At 44.2% G+C, this 24,859-nt stretch carries 25 protein-coding genes and 1 tRNA gene; 15 read left to right on the forward strand and 11 right to left on the reverse strand.

Annotated features, from left to right (window positions below; genetic code table 11):
• The first annotated feature begins 99 nt into the window (after positions 1–99).
• From mlaF to MSG35_RS22145, 8 genes are all read left to right on the forward strand, one after another.
• Entirely contained in the window at positions 100–894 is a 795-nt protein-coding gene (mlaF, locus tag MSG35_RS22110) for a phospholipid ABC transporter ATP-binding protein MlaF (RefSeq protein ID WP_086971486.1), read from the forward strand.
• Between the two features lies 1 nt (position 895).
• Entirely contained in the window at positions 896–1,675 is a 780-nt protein-coding gene (gene mlaE, locus MSG35_RS22115) for a lipid asymmetry maintenance ABC transporter permease subunit MlaE (RefSeq protein ID WP_008220420.1), read from the forward strand.
• 2 nt (positions 1,676–1,677) lie between these two features.
• A complete protein-coding gene (mlaD, locus tag MSG35_RS22120; protein WP_017058921.1) occupies positions 1,678–2,169 on the forward strand; it encodes an outer membrane lipid asymmetry maintenance protein MlaD in 492 nt (163 codons plus the stop codon).
• A 70-nt stretch (positions 2,170–2,239) separates the two neighbouring features.
• Positions 2,240–2,869, forward strand: a complete 630-nt coding sequence (locus MSG35_RS22125; protein WP_120459707.1) for a phospholipid-binding protein MlaC — start codon at positions 2,240–2,242, stop codon at positions 2,867–2,869.
• Positions 2,869–3,177: a lipid asymmetry maintenance protein MlaB gene (locus MSG35_RS22130; protein ID WP_248385010.1), complete on the forward strand. Its 309-nt coding sequence runs from the start codon at positions 2,869–2,871 to the stop codon at positions 3,175–3,177. The genes MSG35_RS22125 and MSG35_RS22130 overlap by 1 nt, the downstream gene beginning before the upstream one ends.
• A gap of 13 nt (positions 3,178–3,190) precedes the next feature.
• The gene (ibaG, locus tag MSG35_RS22135) at positions 3,191–3,445 is read left to right on the forward strand and encodes a BolA family iron metabolism protein IbaG (protein WP_017058924.1); all 255 of its coding nucleotides are present in this window, start codon (positions 3,191–3,193) and stop codon (positions 3,443–3,445) included.
• A gap of 8 nt (positions 3,446–3,453) precedes the next feature.
• On the forward strand, positions 3,454–4,719 hold the full coding sequence (gene murA / locus MSG35_RS22140) for a UDP-N-acetylglucosamine 1-carboxyvinyltransferase (RefSeq protein ID WP_017058925.1): 1,266 nt from the start codon (positions 3,454–3,456) through the stop codon (positions 4,717–4,719).
• 152 nt (positions 4,720–4,871) lie between these two features.
• Complete coding sequence (locus MSG35_RS22145; protein ID WP_248385011.1) at positions 4,872–5,597, forward strand: 1-acylglycerol-3-phosphate O-acyltransferase; 726 nt, start codon at positions 4,872–4,874, stop codon at positions 5,595–5,597.
• Positions 5,598–5,722: 125 nt separating this feature from the next.
• On the opposite strand, the gene MSG35_RS22150 is transcribed toward MSG35_RS22145, so the two are convergent.
• The 5 genes from MSG35_RS22150 to arcA form a co-directional block, all read right to left on the reverse strand.
• A complete protein-coding gene (locus MSG35_RS22150) occupies positions 5,723–6,112 on the reverse strand; it encodes a RidA family protein (RefSeq protein ID WP_004738682.1) in 390 nt (129 codons plus the stop codon).
• 136 nt (positions 6,113–6,248) lie between these two features.
• Positions 6,249–6,710 (reverse strand): aspartate carbamoyltransferase regulatory subunit, encoded by a 462-nt coding sequence (pyrI, locus tag MSG35_RS22155; RefSeq protein WP_017058927.1) that lies wholly within the window; start codon positions 6,708–6,710, stop codon positions 6,249–6,251.
• Between the two features lie 12 nt (positions 6,711–6,722).
• Positions 6,723–7,652, reverse strand: coding sequence for an aspartate carbamoyltransferase (gene pyrB / locus MSG35_RS22160; protein WP_048662137.1), 930 nt, complete (start codon positions 7,650–7,652; stop codon positions 6,723–6,725).
• 287 nt (positions 7,653–7,939) lie between these two features.
• Positions 7,940–8,944, reverse strand: coding sequence for an ornithine carbamoyltransferase (locus MSG35_RS22165; RefSeq protein WP_248385012.1), 1,005 nt, complete (start codon positions 8,942–8,944; stop codon positions 7,940–7,942).
• 156 nt (positions 8,945–9,100) lie between these two features.
• Positions 9,101–10,321: an arginine deiminase gene (gene arcA, locus MSG35_RS22170; RefSeq protein WP_048659260.1), complete on the reverse strand. Its 1,221-nt coding sequence runs from the start codon at positions 10,319–10,321 to the stop codon at positions 9,101–9,103.
• A gap of 576 nt (positions 10,322–10,897) precedes the next feature.
• On the opposite strand from arcA, the gene rraB reads away from it, so the two are divergent.
• Both rraB and MSG35_RS22180 read left to right on the forward strand, forming a co-directional pair.
• A complete protein-coding gene (gene rraB, locus MSG35_RS22175; RefSeq protein WP_017058930.1) occupies positions 10,898–11,314 on the forward strand; it encodes a ribonuclease E inhibitor RraB in 417 nt (138 codons plus the stop codon).
• Positions 11,315–11,439: 125 nt separating this feature from the next.
• On the forward strand, positions 11,440–12,234 hold the full coding sequence (locus tag MSG35_RS22180; RefSeq protein WP_248385013.1) for a hypothetical protein: 795 nt from the start codon (positions 11,440–11,442) through the stop codon (positions 12,232–12,234).
• Between the two features lie 49 nt (positions 12,235–12,283).
• Here MSG35_RS22180 and MSG35_RS22185 read toward each other — a convergent pair whose 3' ends face one another.
• The 5 genes from MSG35_RS22185 to pepA all read right to left on the reverse strand — a co-directional run bounded on the left by MSG35_RS22185 (position 12,284) and on the right by pepA (position 19,001).
• On the reverse strand, positions 12,284–13,189 hold the full coding sequence (locus MSG35_RS22185) for a bifunctional helix-turn-helix transcriptional regulator/GNAT family N-acetyltransferase (RefSeq protein ID WP_248385014.1): 906 nt from the start codon (positions 13,187–13,189) through the stop codon (positions 12,284–12,286).
• Between the two features lie 133 nt (positions 13,190–13,322).
• The gene (locus MSG35_RS22190) at positions 13,323–13,727 is read right to left on the reverse strand and encodes a DUF2061 domain-containing protein (protein ID WP_046224433.1); all 405 of its coding nucleotides are present in this window, start codon (positions 13,725–13,727) and stop codon (positions 13,323–13,325) included.
• A gap of 228 nt (positions 13,728–13,955) precedes the next feature.
• Positions 13,956–16,829: a valine--tRNA ligase gene (locus MSG35_RS22195; RefSeq protein ID WP_048618666.1), complete on the reverse strand. Its 2,874-nt coding sequence runs from the start codon at positions 16,827–16,829 to the stop codon at positions 13,956–13,958.
• A gap of 102 nt (positions 16,830–16,931) precedes the next feature.
• A complete protein-coding gene (locus MSG35_RS22200) occupies positions 16,932–17,381 on the reverse strand; it encodes a DNA polymerase III subunit chi (RefSeq protein ID WP_248385015.1) in 450 nt (149 codons plus the stop codon).
• A 99-nt stretch (positions 17,382–17,480) separates the two neighbouring features.
• A complete protein-coding gene (gene pepA / locus MSG35_RS22205; RefSeq protein ID WP_017058936.1) occupies positions 17,481–19,001 on the reverse strand; it encodes a leucyl aminopeptidase in 1,521 nt (506 codons plus the stop codon).
• 192 nt (positions 19,002–19,193) lie between these two features.
• Here pepA and lptF point away from each other — a divergent pair, with 192 nt between their 5' ends.
• A complete protein-coding gene (lptF, locus tag MSG35_RS22210) occupies positions 19,194–20,294 on the forward strand; it encodes an LPS export ABC transporter permease LptF (RefSeq protein WP_017058937.1) in 1,101 nt (366 codons plus the stop codon).
• 3 nt (positions 20,295–20,297) lie between these two features.
• Positions 20,298–21,368, forward strand: coding sequence for an LPS export ABC transporter permease LptG (lptG, locus tag MSG35_RS22215; protein ID WP_017058938.1), 1,071 nt, complete (start codon positions 20,298–20,300; stop codon positions 21,366–21,368).
• A 64-nt stretch (positions 21,369–21,432) separates the two neighbouring features.
• Here lptG and MSG35_RS22220 read toward each other — a convergent pair whose 3' ends face one another.
• Complete coding sequence (locus MSG35_RS22220) at positions 21,433–21,909, reverse strand: RDD family protein (protein WP_248385016.1); 477 nt, start codon at positions 21,907–21,909, stop codon at positions 21,433–21,435.
• Positions 21,910–22,103: 194 nt separating this feature from the next.
• Here MSG35_RS22220 and MSG35_RS22225 point away from each other — a divergent pair.
• The 3 genes from MSG35_RS22225 to MSG35_RS22235 all read left to right on the forward strand — a co-directional run bounded on the left by MSG35_RS22225 (position 22,104) and on the right by MSG35_RS22235 (position 24,520).
• Positions 22,104–22,188: transfer RNA gene (locus MSG35_RS22225), tRNA-Leu, on the forward strand.
• Positions 22,189–22,775: 587 nt separating this feature from the next.
• Positions 22,776–23,183: a VOC family protein gene (locus tag MSG35_RS22230; RefSeq protein WP_248385017.1), complete on the forward strand. Its 408-nt coding sequence runs from the start codon at positions 22,776–22,778 to the stop codon at positions 23,181–23,183.
• Between the two features lie 83 nt (positions 23,184–23,266).
• Positions 23,267–24,520, forward strand: a complete 1,254-nt coding sequence (locus MSG35_RS22235; protein ID WP_248385018.1) for an HD-GYP domain-containing protein — start codon at positions 23,267–23,269, stop codon at positions 24,518–24,520.
• The last annotated feature ends 339 nt before the right edge of the window (positions 24,521–24,859 follow it).

The following is a 24,859-nucleotide window of genomic DNA, read 5'->3' on the forward strand; positions in this document are numbered from 1 at the left end:
TTAATATGAATTAATTGAACAGTGCTTTTAATTCTAAAGTAGACTCATTATTATTGCAGCCATAATTGGCGTTTTTTAAAGCAAGGAAACAACAAAAATATGTTGAACACTGAGCTTGTGAAAGTTAAAAACCTCAGCTTCTCACGCGGTGAGCGCGTTATCTTTGACGACATCAGCTTAGAGGTGCCTCAAGGCAAAATAACCGCAATCATGGGGCCGTCTGGGATCGGCAAAACGACTTTACTGCGTTTGATCGGTGGGCAACTGCCGCCAGATGAAGGCGAAATTTGGTTTGATGGCGATAACATCCCTGCATTATCACGTCGAAAGCTGTATCAAGCACGTAAGAAAATGAGCATGCTATTCCAATCGGGTGCGCTTTTTACGGATCTCAATGTCTTTGATAATGTGGCGTTTCCGCTGCGAGAGCACACTGAACTTAATGAAAAATTCATTCGTACCATCGTATTACTTAAGCTTGAAGCGGTAGGATTACGAGGGGCAGCGCAATTAATGCCGAGTGAATTGTCTGGCGGTATGGCGAGGCGAGCTGCGTTGGCTCGTGCAATCGCACTGGATCCAGAACTTATCATGTACGATGAGCCGTTTGTTGGCCAAGACCCCATCACCATGGGCGTATTGGTTGAATTGATCCGAAACCTCAATCAAGCCTTGGGCTTAACCTCTATTGTCGTTTCTCACGATGTGCCAGAGGTGATGAGTATTGCTGATTGGGTTTACCTCATGGCGGATAGCAAGATCATTGCAGCTGGAACACCTGATGAGTTGTACAACAATAGCGATCCGAGAGTGCAGCAATTTTTGCAAGGCGAAGCCGATGGCCCAGTACCATTTAGATTCCCTGCGAAGAGCTTAGAAAAGGATTTGTTTTAATATGATTGCTAAAACTATTGCGGGTGTCGGTAAGCGTACACTTGCGATCTGTGAGTCATTTGGTCGAGCAAGCCTGATGTTATTTGGGGCTTTGTTTGGCATCCCGCGACTAAAAAACTTCCCTTTATTAGTAAAACAACTTTATAGCGTCGGCGTTCAGTCATTGGCTATTATTTTAGTTTCGGGTCTGTTCATTGGCATGGTGCTCAGCCTGCAAGGCTATGTCGTGTTAATTGACTACGGCGCTGAGGGAAACCTTGGCCAAATGGTCGCGCTTTCACTGTTGCGTGAGTTGGGGCCTGTGGTGACTGCGTTATTATTTGCAGGTCGAGCCGGTTCAGCACTCACGGCAGAGATTGGTTTAATGAAGGCAACAGAGCAGATCTCAAGCCTTGAGATGATGGCCGTTGACCCTCTTAAACGCATTATTGCACCACGTCTTTGGGCCGGGCTTATCTCAATGCCATTGCTTGCTATGATTTTTATGGCGGTCGGTATTTGGGGCGGTCAACTGGTTGGTGTTGATTGGAAGGGCATTGATCACGGCAGTTTCTGGTCTGCGATGCAGTCTTCAGTAGAACTTGGTCGAGATATTGGTAACAGCATGATCAAATGTATGGTCTTCGCTATCACCGTAACTTGGATCGCACTTTTCAATGGTTATGACGCAGTACCTACTTCAGAAGGTATTAGTCAGGCAACCACACGCACTGTAGTGCACTCTTCTCTAGCGGTACTAGGGCTAGATTTTGTTCTTACCGCATTGATGTTTGGGAATTAATCATGCAACAAACTCGAAAATTAGAATTATGGGTCGGCACCTTTGTTATTGCCGGAATTTGCGCAATCTTAATCATGATCTTTCAAGTCGCTGACGTAAAAGGCATAGGTTCGAACCATACTTACAATCTAAAAGCGACATTTGACAACATTGGCAGCCTAAAAGTTCGTTCTCCAGTGAAGGTGGGTGGCGTTGTTGTTGGTCGAGTTAAAAGCATTGAGCTCGATACTGAGAGCTACCTTCCTGTCGTTGAACTGTCTATTGACGGGAAGTACTCACAATTTCCAGATACCTCTAGCGCTCAAATTTTAACGTCTGGCTTAATCGGTGAGCAGTACATTAGTCTGGTTCCAGGCTTCATTTTTGATGATGAAGAGATGCTGGTCGATGGTGATTCGATTGAAGACACCAAGTCAGCATTAGTACTAGAAGATTTGATTGGCCAAGTGCTGTATAGCGTTGGCGGTTCTAATGACAGCGAAGCTAAGGAATAAGATGATGTTGAAAACTATTAGTCATTTAAAAGATATTAGTCATTTAAAAACTATTGGTTACTTGAAATCAATGTTTATGGCGGCAATGGCATTGCTTATTTCTACCCAAGCCTTTGCTGCAGAATCGATTGACCGTACTCAGCCTTACCAGATGATGACTCAAGTTGCCGAAGTGGCATTTGAGCGTTTGAAGAGTGAACAAGACAACATCCACCAAGATCCAGAGTTATTGAAGGTCATCGTGGAAGAAGAGTTGATGCCTTATGTGAATGCACAATATGCAGCTCTTAAGTTACTTGGACCAAACTTGAAAGGCGCGGATAGAAAAGACGTGGGCGTGTTTATCGATTCATTCCGTAAATACCTGGTTTCTTCTTATGCCCAAGTGCTGACTCAATACACAGATCAGACGATTGAATTTGGTCCAGAACCAAAAATCAAAGCGGATAGCCGCATTACCAGTATCAAGGTCGACATCATCGATACGCCGCGACCAAACATTAAGCTTGAATTTAAGCTTCGCAAAGACAAGAAATCTGGCGAGTGGAAAGCATTTGATATGGTTGCCGAAGGTATTAGCTTGTTGTCGAGTAAGCAATCGGAGTGGAATACTAAGATTCGTCAAGAAGGCATCTTACAAGTTGCTGACGAACTAGAGAAATTAGCCGCACAACCGATTCGTTTTGAGAGTAACAAATAATGAGCCATTCTCAATGGCAAGCACTAAGCTTTAAAAAGTATCAACTGCTCGGTGATCTAGACCGAGACAGTGTCCCTGCAATCTGGCGTATATTGGAAAAGTGGCAAACGACGGAATCGAGCGTTGAAATTGACCTTAGCCATATAAATCGAGTCGATTCAGCAGGAATGGTGATGCTAATTCACTTATTAGAGCATGCAAAAAATCAAAACTGTCATATAATGCTCAGTTTCGTGCCAGAACAATTACGAACGTTGTTCCAATTGAGCAATATCCAGCCAATGATGGCAGAACACATAAAAAATTAGGCAGGAGCTATTTGTGGACAGCACAAAAGTACAAGAATTATTAGCAGAAGCACTGAACCTTCAGGAAATTTTCGTGAAAGGGGAAGGCAGTCATTACGAAGTTGTTGCGGTTGATCCATGTTTTGACGGCATGAATCGAGTTAAGAAGCAGCAACTAATCTACGGCCCACTAATGGAATACATTCAACGCAATGACATCCATGCTCTTTCTATTAAGGCTTTCACGCCTGAAGAGTGGGAACGTGATAAGAAACTGATGTCACTTTAAGGTTTATGATGGAAAAGTTTCGAGTTATTGGATCGGATAAGCCGCTAAGCGGTGAAGTGACGATCTCAGGCGCAAAAAATGCAGCGCTACCTATCTTATTTGCTTCAATTCTTGCTGAAGAGCCAGTAGAAGTAAGTAACGTTCCTCACCTACGCGACATCGATACTACGATGGAACTGCTTAAGCGTTTAGGCGCAAAAGTATCACGTAATGGTAGTGTTCATGTTGATGGCAGCGAAATTAATGAATTTTGTGCGCCTTACGATTTAGTGAAAACAATGCGTGCTTCTATTTGGGCTTTAGGTCCTCTAGTCGCTCGTTTTGGTGAAGGCCAAGTGTCACTTCCAGGCGGTTGTGCAATTGGTGCTAGACCTGTTGATCTGCATATCCACGGCCTAGAGCAACTAGGTGCGACCATTAAGTTGGAAGATGGTTATGTGAAAGCAAGTGTTGATGGCCGTCTGAAAGGCGCACACATCGTGATGGATAAAGTAAGTGTGGGTGCCACCATTACTATCATGTGTGCAGCAACGCTAGCGGAAGGAACAACAGTACTTGATAACTCAGCGCGTGAGCCTGAGATTGTTGATACGGCTGACTTCCTAAATAAACTGGGTGCTAAAATTTCTGGCGCAGGTACAGATACGATTACTATCGAAGGCGTTGAACGTCTTGGTGGTGGCCAACACTCTGTGGTTGCTGACCGTATTGAAACCGGTACTTTCCTGGTTGCTGCTGCTGTTTCTGGCGGTAAAGTGGTTTGTCGCAACACCAACGCTCATCTTCTTGAAGCTGCCTTAGCGAAGCTTGAAGAAGCGGGTGCGAAGGTTGAAACGGGCGAAGACTGGATCAGCCTTGATATGACGGGTCGTGAGCTGAAAGCGGTGAAAATCGTAACAGCACCTCACCCTGGCTTCCCAACCGACATGCAAGCACAGTTTACTCTGCTTAACATGATGGCGAAGGGCAGTGGTGTGATCACTGAGACTATCTTTGAAAACCGCTTTATGCACATTCCTGAGTTACAGCGAATGGGTGCAAAAGCCGAAATCGAAGGCAACACGGCTATCTGTGGTGAAACGGAAAAACTGAGCGGCGCTCAAGTAATGGCAACGGACCTTCGCGCATCTGCGAGCCTTGTGATTGCTGGTTGTATCGCTCAAGGCGAAACCATCGTTGACCGTATTTATCACATCGATCGTGGCTACGATAAGATTGAAGATAAATTGTCAGCCTTAGGCGCAAACATTACACGATTTAGTGAGTCGAACTAACCTAGGTTAGTGGATTCATGAATCAGTAAGATGAAAACATAAAAGTCGGAACCTTGGTTTCGGCTTTTTTATAGTTGTATTTACCGCAAGTAAACCTATTGCTCATTTTTGCGCGAATAGATGAATCAACTTGGCGGTCGGTGAGGAACAAAATGATAGCAATATTACGTATTTTCGCAGTGGCGATATTTGCGATTCTTATGTTTGTATTTGGGTGTGGTTACTGTTTACTAAGCCCGCGCAACCCAAAACACGTATTTACCTTTGGCCGCTATTTCGGTCGCATGTCGCAGATCTTCGGTATGAAGTTAGAGCTTCGCATCCCAGAAGATGCCTACTCTCGCGGCCAACATGTTTATGTGGCGAACCACCAAAACAGCTGGGATCTATTCACGATTTCATCAGCGGTAACGCCAAAAGTGGTGACGGTTGGTAAGAAAAGCCTAGTGTGGATGCCTCTATTTGGTCAGCTTTACTGGTTGACGGGTAACATCCTAATTGACCGTGCTAACCGCAGCAAAGCGGTGGGTACCATTGATCAGGTAGTGACCAGCCTAAAAGAGAGCGACGTTTCAGTATGGATGTTCCCTGAAGGGACTCGTTCTCGTGGCCGTGGTCTGCTGCCATTCAAAACGGGTGCATTCCATGCGGCGATTGGTGCTGGCTTACCGATTATCCCTATCGTGTGTAGCTCAACAGGTGGCGTGAAGCTAAACCGTTGGAACAACGGCCATGTGATTGTTGAGATGCTGCCACCAATCAGCACTGAAGATTACGATAAGTCTAATGTTCGTCAACTGGCTAACCTAGCTCGTGAGCAGATGGCTGCTAAGCTTGAAGAGTTAGACAAAGAAGTGGTTGAGCTTAATAAGAAGTAATCATCTAAGCGAAACGATGAACAATAAAAAAGGTTGCCAATTGGGCAACCTTTTTTGTATCTGATAAACGCTCAGCATTATGCCTTATTCGTTTACTAGAAACCGTTTATTCTAGATATTAAAACCTATTTGCGAACCGCAATAGCTTCGATCTCAATACCTACATCTTTTGGCAGACGTGCTACTTCAACACATGAACGTGCAGGGTAGTTTGCAACACCGTGCTCATCAAAGAACTTGCCGTAAACCTCGTTTACTGTACCGAAGTCGTTTAGGTCTTTAACGAATACTGTTAGCTTTACGATGTCTTTTACAGTTAGGCCTGAAGCTTCTACAACCGCTTTAACGTTGTCTAGAGATTGGCGAGCTTGCTCTGCGATATCAGCAGATACTTCACCAGTTGCTGGGTTTACTGGGATTTGACCAGAAGTCAGTACCATGTTGCCAAGGTCAACACCTTGTACGTATGGGCCGATTGCAGCTGGAGCAGATTCTGTGTGAAGTACTTTAGTCATTGGTTTATTCCATCAGTTATTAGATAAAAATCAATTTTCAGTGTGCCTTCAAACTTTGGATAGGTAAAGAGCAAAATACCCCGCATAGGCGAGGTATTTGATAGTTTTTACATTCGGTCAGCGTTGCCGTATGGCGTTATCTTTCTGTCACGATCTCGCGAGAGAATACCTTTTCGCAATACTTACACTTTAATCGAATATCTTCTTTCTTTTCAAAGATCTTAAAGCTGCTTTCAACCGGTTCATTGTGAGTAATACAGTTGGTGTTTGGACACTCGAAAACATCGTTGATTTGCTCAGGAAGTTCTAGGGGGAGCTTCTTAACCACTTCGTAATCTTCGATTTGGTTTACTGTTGCATGAGGTGCGTAAAGAGCCAGCTTGCTCGCCTGTTCTTCGGTGATAAACACATTCTCAATCTTGAGTAGGTCTTTTCCGCCTAGTGCAGAAGACGGCAGATTTAGGCCAATCGTCACACGCTGATGAGAGTTATGCATGTCGAACAGTTTTAGCACTTTGATCCCGATGTTAGCTGGGATGTGGTCGATAACAGTACCGTTTCTGATTGCTTCAACTTTTAATTGAGTCTCTTTAGACATGATATTTCTCCTCTACAGCGTTTCGTTAAGAACAAGGGCTAGTAATGCTTCACGCGCGTAAACACCATTCTCTGCTTGCTGGAAGTAATAAGCGTAAGGTGTTTTATCGACATCGATAGTAATTTCATCAACGCGAGGAAGAGGGTGTAGAACCTTCAGGTTATCGCGTGCATTTTCCAGCATTGAAGCGGTCAGGATATACGCTGATTTGATGTGCGCGTATTCTGACTCATCGAAGCGCTCTTTTTGAACTCGAGTCATGTACAAGACATCAAGCTCAGGAATGACATCTTCCATGTCCGTCAATAGTTGGTACTTGATGCCCGCTTCATCAAGCTCTTCGCAAATGTAGTCTGGCATCGCTAGTGCTTCTGGTGCCACGAAATAGAAACAGATGTTGTCGAACTTCGCTAGCGCTTGCGTCAACGAGTGAACTGTACGGCCGTACTTAAGGTCACCAACGAATGCAACGTTTAGGTTGTCGAGGCGGCCTTGTGTCTCGGCGATAGAGAATAGGTCTAATAACGTTTGTGTTGGATGTTGATTTGCGCCGTCACCTGCGTTAATAACTGGTACACCGTTTGAGAACTCAGAAGCCAGACGAGCTGCGCCTTCTTGAGGGTGACGCATTACGTAAGCGTCAACGTATGAAGAGATAACCTGTACCGAGTCCGCTAGCGTTTCGCCTTTCTTTGCCAAAGAAGTGTTACCACCACTGTCGAAGCCAATCACGTCACCACCGATGCGTTGAATCGCAGTTTCAAAGGAGAGGCGAGTTCGCGTAGAAGGTTCGAAGAAGCAGCTGGCAACAACTTTGTTCTTGATGAGTTCTGGGTTTGGTACAGCCTTTAGCTGACCTGCCGTTTGAACAATTAATTCTAGCTCTTCACGAGAAAGCTCTGGAATTGAGATGATGTGCTTTTGATAGAGCGAATTCGCCATGATCTTCTTCCCCACAATAATGTATTGGCCATAAAAAAGCCCCCCATAATGGGAGGCTTTAAAAAAGTGCTGAAAAGCAGAATAGACGGCCTGGCAAGCATGTTAGCTTGCGAGCAATATTTGGTGTCTTCATAATTTTATTATGTGTTTTCACAATATCATTATGTTTTATCACAACATTGCTTGGCGTCATTTTCACTACTCTCAGACAAATTGCCGAGAATTATACGCTTTCAATTTGTGAGCGCAAGCGATTACATCAAGCTTTTGTTTACTTTCAATATTCGCTATTGGCCCAGTGTCGCAACCATTACCGCTTTGATGGTGTGCATGCGATTCTCAGCTTCATCAAACACAATTGAGTAATCCGATTCAAAGACTTCGTCAGTGACTTCTAAACCGTTCATTCCATACTTGTCTGCGACTTGCTGGCCGATTACGGTTTCATTGTTGTGGAAAGCAGGTAAGCAGTGCATGAATTTCACTTGAGGGTTACCAGTGAGCTTAATAACTTCCATATTCACTTGGTAAGGCGTCATAACAGCAACACGTTCGTCCCAAGCTTCTGGCGCCTCGCCCATCGAGACCCAAACATCGGTGTAAAGGAAATCACAACCTTTAACACCTTCAGCAACGTCTTCGGTTAACGTGATTTTAGCACCTGTACTTTGCGCGATAGCTTGGCACTCTTCAACGAGCTGTTCTTCTGGCCAAAAGGCTTTTGGCGCGACAAGGCGAATATCCATACCCATTTTCGCAGCTCCGACTAACAGAGAGTTGCCCATGTTGTTACGAGCGTCACCTAGGTAGGCAAAGCTGATTTGATGTAGATGTTTACCGCGACCATGCTCAAGCATAGTGAGGAAATCAGCCAAGATCTGAGTCGGATGGAATTCATCGGTTAGGCCGTTCCAAACCGGCACACCAGCGTATGCGCCAAGATCTTCGACAGTGCTTTGACCAAAGCCACGGTATTCAATGCCGTCGTACATACGACCTAATACACGAGCCGTATCTTTCATTGATTCTTTCTGACCAATCTGAGAACCAGAAGGGCCTAGATAAGAGACTTGAGCACCTTGATCAAAGGCCGCTACCTCAAAAGCACATCGAGTTCGTGTTGATGCTTTTTCAAAGATCAAAGCGATGTTTTTACCGTTAAGCTTTTTCTGCTCTGTTCCTGCATACTTAGCTTTTTTTAGATCAGCAGACAGATCGAGTAAAAACTGAATCTCTTTAGGAGTAAAGTCGAGAAGTTTTAGAAAGTTACGATTGTGAAGATTAAAGGCCATCTCTCGCTCCTTGCGAATATAGAATCAATGAAGAACTTAGTTAAACATAAAGATGCTATATTTGTGAATATTTATTTTATTAATTTAATAAAAAAGGCCAGTAAATGAATACTGGCCTAGATAAGTTATTGAGTTCGTTTAACTGAGCTCTTTGACTTAGATACCGTCTCTTTCGATAGGGCAGCTCATACAGCGTGCGCCGCCACGACCACGGCCTAGCTCGTTGCCAGGAATCGTTAGAACTTCGATACCCGCTTTGTCGTATTTCTCATTGGTGTAAACATTACGCTCATAGCCAATCACGGTACCTGGCTTCACTGTTAGTACGTTGTTAGCGTCATTCCACTGTTCACGTTCAGCTTCATAGTTGTCACCGCCAGTCGTGATGATCTTCAGCTGATCAAGGCCTAGAGCCCCTTCAATTGCCGACAGGTAGTTTTCCGATTTCTCTACACGCATCTCACCATTTTCTTTTGGTGTTAGGCGCCAAGTATCTAGATCTTTGCGAACAATCTCAGGGTAGACAGAGAAAGTGTCGATATCCATGTGCGTCATCACCGTATCAAGGTGCATACAAGAGCGGTGTTTTGGTAAATCGATAGCAATTACTTCGGTTGCTTGACCCGAACGGAACAAGCTAGCCGCTAGGTTTTCGACACCTTGTGGCTTGGTACGCTCAGAGATACCAACCAGTACCGCGCCTTTACCGATAACCAGTACGTCACCGCCTTCAATATTGGCGTTGTCGTAGTGAAGGTCTTCATCACCAAAGTACTTAATGAAATCTTGACCGGCGAACACTGGATGCCAGCGGTAGATAGCACGCAGGTGGTTCGTTTCACGTTGACGTGCAGGCTTCATCATTGGGTTCAGCGATACACCGCCGTAAACCCAGCATGAGGTATCTCGCGTAAACAGGTGGTTAGGCAGAGGTTCGATAACGAAATCGAGTGGTCGATGCATTTTAGGCAGCATCGATGATGATTTGATAGGAAGCTCAGAATAAGCCAAGCCACCGAGTAAGATCGTTGCTAGATGCTCATTATCCATTTGAGCAAGGTAGTTTCTTAAGTCACGGGCAAAAGTAGGCCCATAACGGAAATCTGAGATTTGAGTATTCAGCAACCACTCACGAGCCTGAGGTACGGCAAGCGTCTCTACTAGCAGGTCGTGCAGCAGTAGCACTTCTACGTCTTGACTGCGCAGCGTTTCTGCAAAGGCATCATGTTCTTCACCAGCTGCTTCAACGGCAAGTACATCATCAAATAAAAGATCATGACAGTTTGAAGGGGTGAGGTGGGTGAGTGCTCTTTCAGGTCTATTTAGGAGAACTCGTCTCAATTGACCGACTTCGGAGCCAACGTACAGCTTACTCATTTTGCATCCTTACTATTAATCCAGCGTCTATTTATGACAAGCTTGTCCGTAATATGCAAGTTTTGTAGATTGAGTTAATACAAGGTATTTGGCTAATAATTGGTCATAAAACCTGTAATTTTTAAGTTTATACAGATTAAATTCCAACTAACTGGCTATCGAACGGAACAACGTTTTTGAGGATCTATGCTCAATTTGTGGCTTGTTAGAATTGAATTTTGCTTATTAATCGTGATTTTTTATTCACTATTATGCACTTTTTGATAACAAGCTGAGGATTTATGCACCCCAAAAGCGGTTTAGCGTATGCACCTAACGTGACTAATCACGCAAGTTTTATTCAATAAGCTCTAAAGTAGCCACAAAAACGAAATGCTAAAATACGGCGCAGTTAATAAAATGTTGAAAATTTGTTTCTGTGATTTTGATTTCACTTTTGAATTGATATTGGCGCTGCGATCTCGCGATAAACTTACCTTTCTAGGCCTGATCTGGGTGGCTTTTCTGGACGATCCGTGCCATATTTCGTGGCAATCAAATTTGATCTTTTCATAGTCAACACTCTGGAGCAGACACATGTCTCACGAAGATGAATATCTATCAGTAGCGGAATTAATTGAATTTCAAAAGGAAGAGACTCGCGACATCATTACAGCATTAATTGAAGATGGTAGCGATCCTGAAGCTCTATACGATATCGAGCATCACCTATTTGCTGAAGATTTCGATGTGCTTGAGAAAGCGGTTGTTGAAGCATTCAAAATGGGCTTTGAAGTGCTTGAAGCTGAAGAGACAGAAGATGAAGATGGCAATAAGCTACTTTGTTGTGATGCAACTATGCAATGTACTCTGAATGCAGAAGCGATTGATGAGCAAGTTGAGAAGCTTGTAAACCTTGCAGAGAAGTTTGACATTATCTACGACGGTTGGGGCACTTACTACGAAGGTGAAGATGCTATCTACCCAGACGAAGATGATGAAGGCGAAGAGTAATTCTTTCCCAATTTTAAAAAATGCCAGCCTCGAGCTGGCATTTTTTTACCCTCAGAAAAATAAATGTCTTTATATGCATTCATTCATTATAATGCGGTCAAAATTGATCTAGCTCAAGGAATGATATGCGGTTGCTTCTCGATGGTCTTTGGCAAATTTCGCCACTGACGGATCTCTCTATCCCACAAGATGACATCACTTTTCCGGCTCCGTTAAGCTCAAAGCTACCTGATAGCTTGAGTGAAAATGAAATTGCAGAGCAAGAGTGGCACCTGATGCACGACATCGAAGTAGATGACGCTATGTTGGCGTGTCCATTTGTTGAGTTGGTGATGGCCGGGGTCGATTACTTTGCTGAAGTTCGACTTAATGGTGTGGCTGTGTTTGATTGCGATGGTAGCCAAGCTGAATACCGTAAAGATATCCGTCCTTATATGCAGTCCGGCCGAAACCGTTTCGAGATCCTTTTCCTTGAAGAAGAGGAGAGCCTATTGCTTGAAGAAGACATGGATGAGTCTATCTCTTCACAAGCTATCGCTAAATCTGATTCACGTATCGGGATTTGGCAAGCGCCATTCCTGCAGTTCGTTCGAAACGTCAAGCTAGAGCAAGTTGTCACAGAGCAGATCTGGCACCACGGTGGTGGCTGTGAGTTTAAAGTGGATGTTATCTATCAAACGCTAAAGGCGGGGTTAGTATCGGCATCCATCAAGTTTAATGGTATGACTCTCGTAATGCCGATCGATGTGCGCGCTGAACATACTGGCGTCGTGTTCCAGGTCGAAGCTCCTATCATTTTTGATATTGAGAATCCTAACCCTAAGCATCTATACCCATTAGAAGTGGTACTTGATGGGCAAGAAGAGAGTTCTTTTGTTGCCTTGAACCCAACCTCTTGCGTCAGTAACTTTCTACGTTAACTTCGTATATTTTAGCGCTATCTTCTTTCGCTATAGCGGCGCATTCTGCTTATAACGACTTGGCCATGACAACCTCACAAGCGTCGTGGCCTGTTTCTCCCCAAGCTGACTCAAGATGCTCAAACCCAAGCTTCTCATAGAGTTTGACCGCAGCACCTAAGCATTCCGTCGTTTCTAAATACATGTGTTGATACCCAAGTTGCTTGGCTTGCTTTAAGCTCAAAGCAACAATTCGCTTGGCTAGGCCATGCCCTCGAGTTTGCGGTAAGAAGTACATCTTTTGTAGCTCACACACATCGGGTTTACCTGCTAGAGGGGCAAAGCCACCGCCTCCGACGATCTTTCCGTTGTGTTCGATAACCCAGTACATTGCATTCGCTTGGCTATAGACAGAGTACATATCATCGAGTGTCGTATCGGCCACGCCATAACCTTTATCTTCTGTGAGCCCATGCTCTGCCGAAACTTGGCGAATGACTTCGGCTAATTGTTGGTTGTCTGACTCTGTGAGTGGGCGTAATACAAACTCATCGGCTTGGCATACTTTCGTTAGCCCTTTTAAATAGCTCTCAAGTCCTTGCTTAAGCAGCTGTTGTTCGTTGTCATTGAGTGTCGAGAGTACTTTTTCAAAGAAGATGCTTTGTTGCTGGTCGAGTTGAGATAACGCATCAATACCTTGAGTGGTCAGGGCGACTAATTGGCTACGTTTGTCTGTTGGATTCTCTAGGCTTTCAACTAAGCCAAGTTTGATCAGCCCTGCGACAGTGCGGCTAGCATTCGATTTATCTACGTTGAGTTGCTGTGCCAATTGGTTGATGGTGATTGGCTGCAACTGGATTTCACCAAGAGTATGAGCCTGAACGGGAGTGAGGTCGACATCGCCACACTGCTTATCAAGCATGCCAAGTAAACGAACCGTTTGACGAGAATAGTCTCTTAACTGTTGAGAATTCATAACTACCTACCTTTGGATTAAGAAATAAAGTTGCGTACCGCAATTAATTTAATTGCGGTGCGCAACGTTGTCAATGGTAAGCTGAATTTTGTTGTTCGAAGCAGGTTATTTCAATCGCTCAGTGAGGTTTAGATTAAGCGTGTTGATGTAAACAAAACTGAGCTTGTACAGCTTGGTTTTCAGCTTTTCGTAACCAGACTTTCTCGTGGAAGTAGTAAGCAACGGTATTTAGAGTTGGCTCTAGTAAAGCCATCACACCGCCGATAAAAGCATCTCCAGTCAACAAGTAGACAACAGTAAAGGCAACACTAAAGTGGATGGTAGCAAAGCTTGCTGTTTTTAATTTGGTCATCCACTGACGAGCTTTAAGTGCTGGAACTTGAGCCCACGCCTTTTCATGAAAATAGAAGGCAACAGTATTCACAGAGGGCTCAATCATAGCGATTAAGCTACCAATTAAGATGTCGCCTGTTAGTACATAAGCGACACTAAATGCGATAGTAAAATGTAATGCAGCAAAGGTTAGTGTCTTTTTCATGATAATTACTCAGTCGTTGTGTTGTTTTGATAGCTCTATTATTGAGAATTATTATCATTAAGTATAATGGGAAGTAGAGATTAATTTGATAGATGAAACCTATCAATCAGTGCGGCTAGAGTGAGAAGCATTGGAATATTGGAATCAGAGGTATAAAAAAAGGCTGGTCACGAAGACCAACCTTTCTATTTAGAGCGAGAAGTTCGAAGCCTTCTCGTTCACTCGGTTTTAAAGCGCAGCGATTGTCGCTTTTTGCTCTTCAAGCTTCACAAGAGTCTCTTGGTAGCCTTCAAGCTTTTCACGCTCTTTCGCGATAACTGCTTCTGGTGCTTTAGCAACGAAACCTTCGTTACCTAGCTTACCTTCGATACGTTTAATCTCGCCGTGAGTCTTAGCTACTTCTTTATCTAGACGAGCAAGCTCAGCATCTTTGTCGATAAGACCCGCCATTGGGATCATCAACTCAGATTTGCCAACCAGTTTAGTTGCACAAGCTGGAGTCTCTTCGCCGTCCGCAAGAACTTTAATATCGTCTAGCTTAGCTAGAGAAGTCAGAACGATCTTGTTTGCTTCGATACGAGCTGCATCTTTCTCATCCGCTACTTTGATCATTACTTCTAAGCCTTGGCTTGGTGCAATGTCGTATTCCGCACGTAGGTTACGGATAGCGGTGATGAAAGTCTTAACCCATTCGATGTCGTCAACGATCTCAGCATTGAAGTTAGCTTCATTAAACTGAGGAAGCGCTTGAGTCATGATCGTCTCGCCTTCAACGCCATCTACTAGCGGCTTAACGCTCTGCCAGATAGATTCAGTGATGTAAGGAAGAACAGGGTGAGCAAGACGCAGAGTCTTCTCAAGAACCGTGATAAGCGTGTAACGAGTCGCTTGTTGTTGAGCTTCAGTACCTTTCCAAAGAACAGGTTTAGTTAGCTCTAAGTACCAGTCACAGAATTGGTTCCAGATGAATTCGTAAAGCGTGTTTGCTGCCATGTCTAGACGGTAGTTGTCTAGGTGAGCATTAAACTCTTTCGCTGCAACTTCAAACTGAGACTCAATCCACTTGTCTGCTAGAGAGAATTCCATGTTTGCACGGTCTTCTACAGACAGTGACATGCCACAGTCGTGCTCTTCTGTGTTCATTAGTACGTAACGGCTTGCGTTCCATAGCTTGTTACAGAAGTTACGGTAACCTTCAAGACGCTTCATATCCCAGTTGATGTCACGGCCAGTTGAAGCCATAGCAGCAAGAGTGAAACGCAGCGCATCAGTACCGTATGGTTCGATACCATTTTCGAAAGTCTTACGTGTCGCTTTTTCTATCTTAGCAGCCAGTTTTGGTTGCATCATGTTGCCACAACGCTTCTCTACTAGCTCTTCAAGGCCGATGCCGTCAATCATGTCGATTGGGTCAAGTACGTTACCTTTCGACTTAGACATCTTGTCGCCGTTTTCATCACGGATAAGACCCGTCATGTAAACCGTTTTGAAAGGTACTTGAGCCTTGCCATCTTCGTCTTTCACGAAGTGCATGGTCATCATGATCATACGAGCAACCCAGAAGAAGATAATATCAAAACCAGATACTAGAACTTCAGATGGGTGGAATGTTTTCAGTGCTTCAGTATCTTCAGGCCAGCCTTGTGTGCCGAACGTCCAAAGTGCAGAAGAGAACCAAGTATCCAGTACGTCGTCGTCTTGCTTAAGCACAACAACAGGCGCTAGGTTGTTCTTTTCACGAACTTCTTCTTCAGTGCGACCTACGTAAACTTTACCATCGTTGTCGTACCATGCTGGGATACGGTGGCCCCACCAAAGTTGACGAGAGATGCACCAGTCTTGCACGTCACGCATCCACGCGAAGTACATGTTTTCGTACTGCTTAGGAACAAACTGGATTTGACCATCTTCAACCGCTTTAACTGCAGGTTCTGCAAGCGGTGCTGTACGTACGTACCATTGGTCAGTCAGCATTGGTTCGATAACCACACCACCACGGTCGCCGTAAGGAACGGTTAGGTCGTGATCTTTGATCTCTTCAAGAAGACCAAGCTCATCGAATTCAGCAACGATAGCTTTACGTGCAGCAAAACGCTCCATGCCTTGGTACTTAGCAGGGATATCTGTTGAGTAAACATCGCTTTCTTCGCCGTTTGTTGTGAAGACTTCAGCAGCATCACGGATATCAGCGTTGAACGTTAGGATGTTGATCATTGGTAGGTTGTTGCGTTTACCCACTTCGTAATCGTTAAAGTCATGAGCTGGAGTGATCTTCACACAACCCGTGCCTTTTTCCATGTCTGCGTGCTCATCGCCTACGATAGGGATAAGACGGTTTACAACAGGAAGTAGGATTTCTTTGCCGATAAGATCTTTGTAACGAGGATCTTCTGGGTTAACAGCAACACCAGTATCGCCAAGCATGGTTTCTGGACGAGTAGTTGCAACAACGATGTAGTCTTTACCATCAGCCGTTTTAACACCGTTCGCTAGCGGGTAGCGGAAGTGCCACATGAAACCTTTTTTGTCTTTGTTTTCAACTTCAAGATCCGAGATTGCAGTGTGCAGTTTAGGATCCCAGTTTACTAGACGCTTACCACGGTAGATTAGGTCTTCTTCGTATAGACGAACAAACACTTCTTGAGTCGCAGCCGATAGGCCGTCATCCATAGTGAATCGTTCACGATCCCAATCTACAGATGCACCAAGACGACGAAGCTGTTGAGTGATCGTGCCACCTGATTCGCCTTTCCATTCCCAGATCTTGTCGATGAAAGCTTCACGGCCGTAGTCGTGTTTTGTTTTGCCTTCTTCAGCAGCAATCTTACGCTCAACAACCATTTGAGTTGCGATACCAGCGTGGTCAGTACCCACTTGCCAAAGCGTATTTTTGCCTTTCATACGTTGAGCACGGATAAGCGTATCCATGATCGTATCTTGGAACGCGTGACCCATGTGTAGGCTGCCAGTGACGTTCGGTGGCGGGATCATGATGCTGTAAGCTTCTTTTGATGTGTCACCGTGTGGCTTAAAGTAGCCTTTCTCTTCCCAAGTCTTATACAGAGCTTGTTCGATTGATGTTGGGTTGTATGTCTTTTCCATAGTGCTCTTAAACGGATACTGTGAATGGTTAATCGTGGTCAAACTTCATAAGTGAAGCTTCTTGAATCTAAATCCAAAGATAGCTTTAACTATGAGGTTTGACTATGGATGTTGAATCTCGATAGTTTGTAGCTGATATCCAGCCTGACGGTAAATTTTATACCTTTCTCGAGCGAGTTGCTTAGCTTTTTCTTCGCAAGGGACGAAGTCTATCACCTGAGCAAAGGCGTTCGCAAAGGTTGTATGATTATCGGCCAGATTAATTACTAGCTGACGATTCCAATTATGTTTTACGCCTTGATAGCCAATTTCGATGTTGGTTGAATACTTCGGGCCTTCGCCAACCAAGTTGTGCGCAATCAACTCACTGGGCTCGACTTGCCAGAAAACTTCAGCAATACGCTCGGCATGCTCTTTGTCATTACAGTTGAGATAAAGTTTAGCGCCTTGTTTTGCAAAGTGCTGAGCAAGAAACAGCACATAGTGAGCAAAACCATCTTCGCTGGCTTGCGGGCTGTCTGAAGGCACAATGTAAAATGTAGCAGTCTGCATACTTAATACTCGAACTGAAAATCGTGGATATCAATGTTACTTGGTTAACAGGGTCTTACAAATAGCGCTTATTAAAAAAGGGCCCGTAGGCCCTTTTTATTATTTTGAAGATTGCTCTTCAGTCTCTTGGCCGCTGCGGTTCAATAAGAATTGGACTAGCATTGAGACAGGACGACCTGTCGAGCCTTTCGCTGCGCCTGACTTCCAAGCTGTACCAGCACTGTCGATATGTGCCCAGTGGTACTTCTTAGTGAATTTAGACAGGAAGCAACCAGCAGTAATTGTGCCGCCAGGACGGCCACCGATGTTCGCCATATCAGCGAATGGGCTGTTTAGCTGCTCATGGTACTCGTCTGCCATAGGTAGACGCCATGCACGGTCACTTGCTTGCTCAGAAGCATTAACAAGTTCGTGAGAAAGTGGGTTGTGGTTCGATAGAACGCCACTGATGTGATGACCTAGAGCGATAACACATGCGCCAGTTAGCGTAGCAACATCGACAACACAATCTGGTTCAAAACGCTCAACGTAAGTTAGAGCATCACATAGAACCAAGCGACCTTCAGCATCAGTGTTTAATACTTCAACCGTTTGGCCTGACATTGTCGTTAGGATATCACCTGGACGGTAAGCATTGCTGCCCGGCATGTTTTCACAACCAGCTAGGATACCAACTACATTAATCGGTAGGTTCAGCTTAGCCAGTGCTTTCATTGTACCGAATACAGACGCCGCACCACACATGTCGTACTTCATCTCATCCATGCCTTCACCAGGCTTAAGCGAGATACCGCCTGAATCGAAAGTCAGACCTTTACCTACTAATACAATCGGCTTCGCATCTGGATCCGGAGCGCCTTTGTATTCCATGATAGACATCATAGATTCATTTTTAGAGCCACGGCCAACTGCTAGGTATGATGTCATACCCAGCTTTTCCATCTCTTCTTCGCCAATGATCTTAGTCTTCACTGTCTCGTAATCATCAGCTAAGCGACGTGCTTGAGAAGCAAGGTAAGCAGGGTTTGCGATGTTTGGTGGCATGTTGCCGAGATCTTTAGACGCTTTTACACCTGAAGCAATCGCAAGGCCGTGAGAGATTGCTTTTTCACCCAGGCTCAATTCGCGACGTGTTGGTACGTTGAATACCAATTTACGTAGTGGGCGACGAGTCTCTGGTTTATTGCTCTTGAATTGGTCAAATGTGTAAAGACCATCTTTAGTCGCTTCTACTGCTTGGCGAACTTTCCAATAAGTGTCGCGACCTTTAACGTGAAGTTCTGTAAGGAAACATACTGCTTCCATAGAACCCGTTTCGTTTAGTGTGCTGATGGTTTTTTGGATAATTTCTTTATATTGACGCTCGCCTAGCTCACGTTCTTTACCACAGCCTACCAGTAGAACACGTTCTGAAAGTACACCAGGTACTTGATGCAGTAGTAGCATCTGGCCAGGTTTACCCTCTAGATCACCGCGACGAAGCAGTGAACTAATGTAGCCATCGCTAATCTTATCTAATTGCTCGGCTACTGGAGAAAGGCGGCGCGGTTCGAATACACCGACAACGATACATGCGCTGCGCTGTTTCTCTGGGCTGCCACTTTTTACACTGAACTCCATGCGTACTCCTACATCCTGAAGACAAATCGAACTAAATGTTAGATAATGGGTTCTTACTTGTTGGATCCTATAATGGAACTAACCTTAAAGAAGAACGCTAACACTTAGCTAAAAATTTAAAAAAATAAAAGGTTCAACGGGAAATTATAGTGATTCAATCAAAAAAACAAGTTTTGTATAGGTAATTTGAGCGTGATTATTGTTAGATATTTGATCCGCGAGACAATCAAGAGCCAATTTGCGATCTTTTTTGTTCTCTTTCTCGTGTTTCTCAGCCAAAAATTCATCAGTGTTTTAGCGGACGCCTCTGATGGTGATATCCCTGCGAGTCTTATATTGTCGATTGTTGGCTTAAATATGCCAGCGATGGGCCTATTGATGCTTCCACTCAGTATCTATATTGGTATTTTGCTTACTTTTGGCCGCCTTTACGCTGAAAGTGAAATAGTGGTCATGAACGCCACCGGTATCGGTAATAAATTCCTGATCCAATCTGCGCTCTACCTCGCTTTAATTACGGCATCTGTTGCAGCCTTTAACTCATTTTGGTTATCTCCTTGGTCACAAGACAAAGTTGAACAAATGTATGAAGAAGTAGCCGCAGAGAACAGCGTTGATTTACTACCAAAAGGTAAGTTTGAAGGTACGCCAGATGGTTCTTCTGTCGTGTTTATCGATGATATCGACGGTAATAAGTTAGAAAATGTGTTCGTTGCTCAAATGCGTCCGCGTGATTCTGTACTGCCAAGTGTTATGTTCTCGAAGTCGGGCGATGTAAAAGAGCTCAGTGATGGTCGCCAAGTGATCGTAATGTACGATGGTACTCGTCATGAAGGCATTCCGACTCGCCTTGACTACAGGGTGACGCACTTTGAAGAATACGAAGGCTTGATTGGTCAGCGTGAAGTTGAGAAGAAAGGTCGAGACTGGGAAGCGATTCCTACACTTGAACTGATTGGTAACTCAAACAATAGTGCGAAAGCAGAGTTGCAGTGGCGCATTTCTTTGGTACTTTGTATTCCATTGTTGACCATGCTTGTCGTGCCACTGTCTGCGGTTAACCCAAGACAGGGTCGTTTTGCAAAGATTGGCCCGGCGATTCTCATTTACCTGACTTACTTCTTGGCAATCAGTGCGACTAAATCTTCTATTGAAGAGGGCAGTATCCCGGCGGTAATCGGCATGTGGCCAATCAATGCGTTATTGTTATTTGTCGCGATTGGTGCAAACTTTATGGATAGCGTGCCAGTAAGGCGTTTGAAAGAAAAATTCAAGAATAAGAGGTTGGCTTAAGCCGTGTTTAAGATTCTCGATTTATATATAGGCAGAACCATCATCGCAACGACGTCACTGGTATTGGTGACGTTTGTTGGTCTCTCTGGGATCATTAAATATGTAGAGCAGCTGAGAAAAGTTGGCCGTGGTACATACGATCTATTACAAGCGCTGTACTTTGTTTTACTGAGTATCCCTCGTGATATCGAAATGTTTTTTCCAATGGCTGCATTGCTTGGTGCGTTGATTGGGCTTGGTATGCTTGCTGCAAGTTCTGAGCTTGTCGTTATGCAGGCAGCTGGTTTCTCTAAGTTGGATATCGGTCTATCGGTACTTAAAACCGCTATTCCACTGATGATCGTGGTGACACTGCTTGGTCAATGGGGTGCACCGCAAGCGCAGAAAATGGCTCGTGATTTAAGAACCATCTCGATTGCTGGTGGTAATATTATTTCGACGCAAAGTGGTGTTTGGGCTCGTGATGCCAATGACTTCATTTTTATTGTCAAAATCGATGACCAGAAGCTATATGGCATGAATATGTGGCGCTTTGACGAAAACAAGGCACTTAAGACCGCTATTTATTCTGACGAAGTTGATTACGTTGGAGACAACGTGTGGACGATGAAGGATGTAGAGATCACGTCTTTTGAAAATGAGCTTCAAATTACCAAAGAAAGCCTACCGACTTACTCTTGGGAAACATCGCTCGCTCCGGATAAGCTCGCAATCGTAACGGTTAAACCAGAAGAGCTATCGTTAAGTGGGTTGTATGATTATGTTTCTTATCTGAAGGCGTCAGAGCAAGATGCATCACGTTATGAATTGGCGCTGTGGAGAAAGATAACTCAGCCAATTTCGATTGCGGTTATGATGTTGATGGCACTGTCGTTTATCTTTGGTCCTTTACGCAGTGTAACCATGGGCGCGAGGATTTTGTCAGGTGTTATTGCTGGCTTTACGTTCTATATATCCAGTGAGTTCTTTGGCCCGGTGAGTTTGGTTTATCAAATACCGCCCGCCTTTGGCGCAATAGCCCCAAGCGTGGTGTTCCTTGGAATTGCCATCATGCTCTTGAGGCGGAAACTGTAAATAGAAAAAAGGAAGGCATAACGCCTTCCTTTTTTGATCTTGATTGGAGCTAACTTAAATCACATTATCGTGCTTGTGGTAACACAACGACTTCGGTCTTTGCCCAGATATCGTGAAAGCCACGTTTTTCAGGATCGAATGGAACACATAGGTTTGCCAATCCAAAACCTGAAGTACCTAAACGAATCAGCGCCTGAGTTACTGTGATAGCTGAGCCATCTTTGTTTTGAACGCGCAGCTTCCAAGCTCTCATACCGAGAGTTTGACCAGCTCTAGTCCAGAAGAACACGAAGAAATATACCCAAACGACCACTAAGTAAAAGGTGTATGCAGGGCTCCAAATCGGGTGGTTGGTTAAGAAGTCACTAACATCGGCATAACCGCTGTGGTTAAAAATGCCGAGAGCCATGAGCGCGTGCAGCAGAGCGACAATGACGCCAGCCGCCAACATTTCAATAGCGATTACGATCAGAGCGTCGTAGAACAAGGCACCAAATCGGCGCATGACTCCTGCTGGTGGCAGAGTGTTTGTTGATGTCATGTGTTATTACTTCTTTAAAAATTGAGGCGTCAGAATATAGTTTAAGGCTTAGCCTGAAAAGAGACATGACGCACAGCTTATGACTTAGTGGCGAAATTATCGGCAAACACACATGAATTCAAGTTTTTATACTTGCCACATCAGTTCGCATACGTATAATGCCAAACATCGAAAGGGCAATGCCCCAAGATAATGCCGGTATGGTGAAATTGGTATACACGACGGATTCAAAATCCGTTGCCTTCGGGCGTGGCGGTTCAAGTCCGCCTACCGGTACCATATTTAAATGATAAAGCCTCGACTCTAGTCGGGGCTTTGTTGTATCTGGGGTATAGAAAGCGTTGCCTACGCGGTGGCGGCAGGAATGCCTGTCCAATCATTCCGCCTACCGGTACCAAACATAGAAAGGTCGCTTTCATAGCGACCTTTCGTCATTTTAGGCGTTTGTTAATTTGAAATCCAGCGTGTCGGCTTGGATGCAAGCCCAGTCAAGTCGTCTACCGGTACCATATTTAGATAAAGCCCTGGTCAGAAATGGTCGGGGCTTTGTTGTATCTGGGGTATAGGAAGCATTGCCTTCGCGGTGGCGGCAGGAGTGCCTGTCCAATCAATCCGCCTACCGGTACCATATATAGAAAGGTCGCTTTTATAGCGACCTTTCGTCGTTTTAGGCGTTTGTGAATTTAAAATCTAGCGTGTCGCTGCAGTTGCCCTTCAACCAGACAGATCTTGATGTTTCATTCCTAAATCCCATAATTTCGCTTCGCTATTCGATCTGATAATGAATTAATTATCTTAAATCATGATGTTACCTATCATTCTCTTTTCTATTGTCTATGTTTAAAGGACTAATAGAGGAGAGAAATATGCTGACAGTAACCCCTTACTTATTTTTTGATGGTCGTTGTAATGAAGCGTTGGATTTTTATCACAAGTGCTTTGGTGGTGTGGTTTTATCTAAGCAACTTTTTAGTGATGCGCCACAGGTAATAGAGGGCGCTCAACCTGATTGGGTTATGCATGCTGAGTTCGAAGCGTTTGGTATGAAGCTGATGATGTCTGATGGTGTTAAGGCAAAAGAACTCGAAGGTAACAATCTCGCTCTCTCTCTTGTGACTGAAGATACAGCGACGCAAGAGCAGATCTTTGAAAAGCTTAAGAAGGGAGGGCGGATAATGACTCCACTCGCAGATACGTTTTGGGGGGCTCGATTTGGCAAAGTAGAAGATAAATTCGGTATACGCTGGATGTTGCACTGCGACTCTTTAAGTTGAACCTGTGAAATTGGATAGTGAAATTGCTGCTTGGTTTTATTAGAATTATAAATAGAGATTAATCATCAATATTATATATAAAAATGGGCAGCATAAAGATTACCGTAGATCGCATTCAGCCCGGTCTGCATATACGACTCCCCGTAAAATGGAATGAACACCCATTTTTATTCAACAGCTTTAAAATCAAAGATGACGCTCAAGTAAAAGTAATTCGACATCTTGGGATTAAGCACGTCTATATAAACCTGAGTCAAAGCGATACCTCACCTTTACCTGTTAACCACTTAGGTGAACAAGAAATCGATATTGATTCACAGGTAAGTCTTGAAACGGAAAGAATGTGGAAAGATAAGCATGAGCGTATCGAAACCCTTAGCTCTTACCGCCGCAGAGTGAGTCATTGCGAGAGAGAATTTGAACGTTCGCTTGCTCGAATGCGATCTGTGATGACCAAGATCCGTAACAGACCTTTAGATGCGGTAGGGGAGGTTAAGGCTCTTGTTGATGATATTGTCGAAACTCTAGTGAGCGATGATAACGTCACCTTGCATCTTATGAATGCTAAAGCGGATTTTGAAGACCTCTACTTTCATACACTGAACGTTTCGGTTGTTGCACTGATGATAGGTAAAGCTAAAGGCTACGATACGCAGCAATTGAAAGCTCTCTCTTTCGCGGCAATGTTCCATGATATAGGCAAGATCAAAATACCAGCCGCGATATTAAGAAAGCAGAGTGCACTAACGGTGCCCGAAGAGAACTACCTGAAGCTTCATACTAAATACGGTGCAGATATCGTTGCGGGAATTGATGACTTTCCGGAAAGTGCTAAAAAGGTGATCGCTCAACATCATGAGATGAATGATGGTTCTGGTTACCCCGAGGGCTTAAAAGAACATGAGATTGATGAGTTTGCCAAGATAGTCGCTGTGGCTAATGCATTTGATAACCTTTGCCATGGTAAAACGCAATCTCAACAAATGATCCCGTATTTGGCACTGTCCCACTTATATAAGAGCTGCAAACATCTATATAGCCAAGAGAACCTGGGGCTGTTAGTTAAGTTCATGGGAGTCTACCCACCAGGTACTGTAGTACAGCTTTCAAATGATTCGATTGGGATTGTGATATCCGTTAACGCTAAACATATACTTTATCCAAATGTACTTATCTATGATCCTAGCGTGCCAAGAACCCAAGCTCCGATCATTGACCTCTTTATTAAAGAGATCAAAATCGTTAATGCCGTTCATCCAAGCAAGTTACCTGAACAAGTTCGAGAGTATCTAAACCCTAGGGCTCGTTTATCTTATTTTTTTGATAGTGGAGAGTAGTTATCCACAGGTCGTTGTGGGTAGTTTGTTCGAAACTTGGGGTGAAAGTGGTATAAATAAGCCCTTGGTTGAAATGTCTCCGCTTAACCTCTTTTTTCAATAAAAAACGCATTTATTGCTTGCCAATATGAGCGGCATCTCTATAATGCCGCCTCACTGACACGGCAGACGCCACAAGGCTTCAGCGCAGAATGTTAGTAAGGCAACTAGCTTTAAGCGATGATTCGCTTCTACTTTTAGAAAGTAGGAATTAATTCCAAATAAGTGTTTGACACTGAGAATTAAATCGCTAGAATGGCCGCCTCTTCCGAAGTGATGTAAGTCACAACGAAGAGAAGC

Origin of the sequence: Vibrio sp. 1CM23M (genome assembly GCF_023161755.1) — a bacterium.
GTDB lineage: Bacteria > Pseudomonadota > Gammaproteobacteria > Enterobacterales > Vibrionaceae > Vibrio > Vibrio coralliirubri.

What these genes read in the sequence shown, in the direction of transcription:
- MSG35_RS22200 (WP_248385015.1), bottom strand. Translation starts at nt 17,381, where the DNA reads ATGCAGACTGCTACATTTTACATTGTGCCTTCAGACAGCCCGCAAGCC.
- mlaF (WP_086971486.1), top strand. Translation starts at nt 100, where the DNA reads ATGTTGAACACTGAGCTTGTGAAAGTTAAAAACCTCAGCTTCTCACGC.
- pyrB (WP_048662137.1), bottom strand. Translation starts at nt 7,652, where the DNA reads ATGGCGAATTCGCTCTATCAAAAGCACATCATCTCAATTCCAGAGCTT.
- mlaE (WP_008220420.1), top strand. Translation starts at nt 896, where the DNA reads ATGATTGCTAAAACTATTGCGGGTGTCGGTAAGCGTACACTTGCGATC.
- pyrI (WP_017058927.1), bottom strand. Translation starts at nt 6,710, where the DNA reads ATGTCTAAAGAGACTCAATTAAAAGTTGAAGCAATCAGAAACGGTACT.
- murA (WP_017058925.1), top strand. Translation starts at nt 3,454, where the DNA reads ATGGAAAAGTTTCGAGTTATTGGATCGGATAAGCCGCTAAGCGGTGAA.
- MSG35_RS22150 (WP_004738682.1), bottom strand. Translation starts at nt 6,112, where the DNA reads ATGACTAAAGTACTTCACACAGAATCTGCTCCAGCTGCAATCGGCCCA.
- MSG35_RS22195 (WP_048618666.1), bottom strand. Translation starts at nt 16,829, where the DNA reads ATGGAAAAGACATACAACCCAACATCAATCGAACAAGCTCTGTATAAG.
- MSG35_RS22230 (WP_248385017.1), top strand. Translation starts at nt 22,776, where the DNA reads ATGCTGACAGTAACCCCTTACTTATTTTTTGATGGTCGTTGTAATGAA.
- MSG35_RS22235 (WP_248385018.1), top strand. Translation starts at nt 23,267, where the DNA reads ATGGGCAGCATAAAGATTACCGTAGATCGCATTCAGCCCGGTCTGCAT.
- MSG35_RS22190 (WP_046224433.1), bottom strand. Translation starts at nt 13,727, where the DNA reads ATGAAAAAGACACTAACCTTTGCTGCATTACATTTTACTATCGCATTT.
- mlaD (WP_017058921.1), top strand. Translation starts at nt 1,678, where the DNA reads ATGCAACAAACTCGAAAATTAGAATTATGGGTCGGCACCTTTGTTATT.
- MSG35_RS22185 (WP_248385014.1), bottom strand. Translation starts at nt 13,189, where the DNA reads ATGAATTCTCAACAGTTAAGAGACTATTCTCGTCAAACGGTTCGTTTA.
- arcA (WP_048659260.1), bottom strand. Translation starts at nt 10,321, where the DNA reads ATGAGTAAGCTGTACGTTGGCTCCGAAGTCGGTCAATTGAGACGAGTT.
- MSG35_RS22165 (WP_248385012.1), bottom strand. Translation starts at nt 8,944, where the DNA reads ATGGCCTTTAATCTTCACAATCGTAACTTTCTAAAACTTCTCGACTTT.
- MSG35_RS22130 (WP_248385010.1), top strand. Translation starts at nt 2,869, where the DNA reads ATGAGCCATTCTCAATGGCAAGCACTAAGCTTTAAAAAGTATCAACTG.
- MSG35_RS22145 (WP_248385011.1), top strand. Translation starts at nt 4,872, where the DNA reads ATGATAGCAATATTACGTATTTTCGCAGTGGCGATATTTGCGATTCTT.
- MSG35_RS22125 (WP_120459707.1), top strand. Translation starts at nt 2,240, where the DNA reads ATGTTTATGGCGGCAATGGCATTGCTTATTTCTACCCAAGCCTTTGCT.
- pepA (WP_017058936.1), bottom strand. Translation starts at nt 19,001, where the DNA reads ATGGAGTTCAGTGTAAAAAGTGGCAGCCCAGAGAAACAGCGCAGCGCA.
- MSG35_RS22220 (WP_248385016.1), bottom strand. Translation starts at nt 21,909, where the DNA reads ATGACATCAACAAACACTCTGCCACCAGCAGGAGTCATGCGCCGATTT.
- MSG35_RS22180 (WP_248385013.1), top strand. Translation starts at nt 11,440, where the DNA reads ATGCGGTTGCTTCTCGATGGTCTTTGGCAAATTTCGCCACTGACGGAT.
- rraB (WP_017058930.1), top strand. Translation starts at nt 10,898, where the DNA reads ATGTCTCACGAAGATGAATATCTATCAGTAGCGGAATTAATTGAATTT.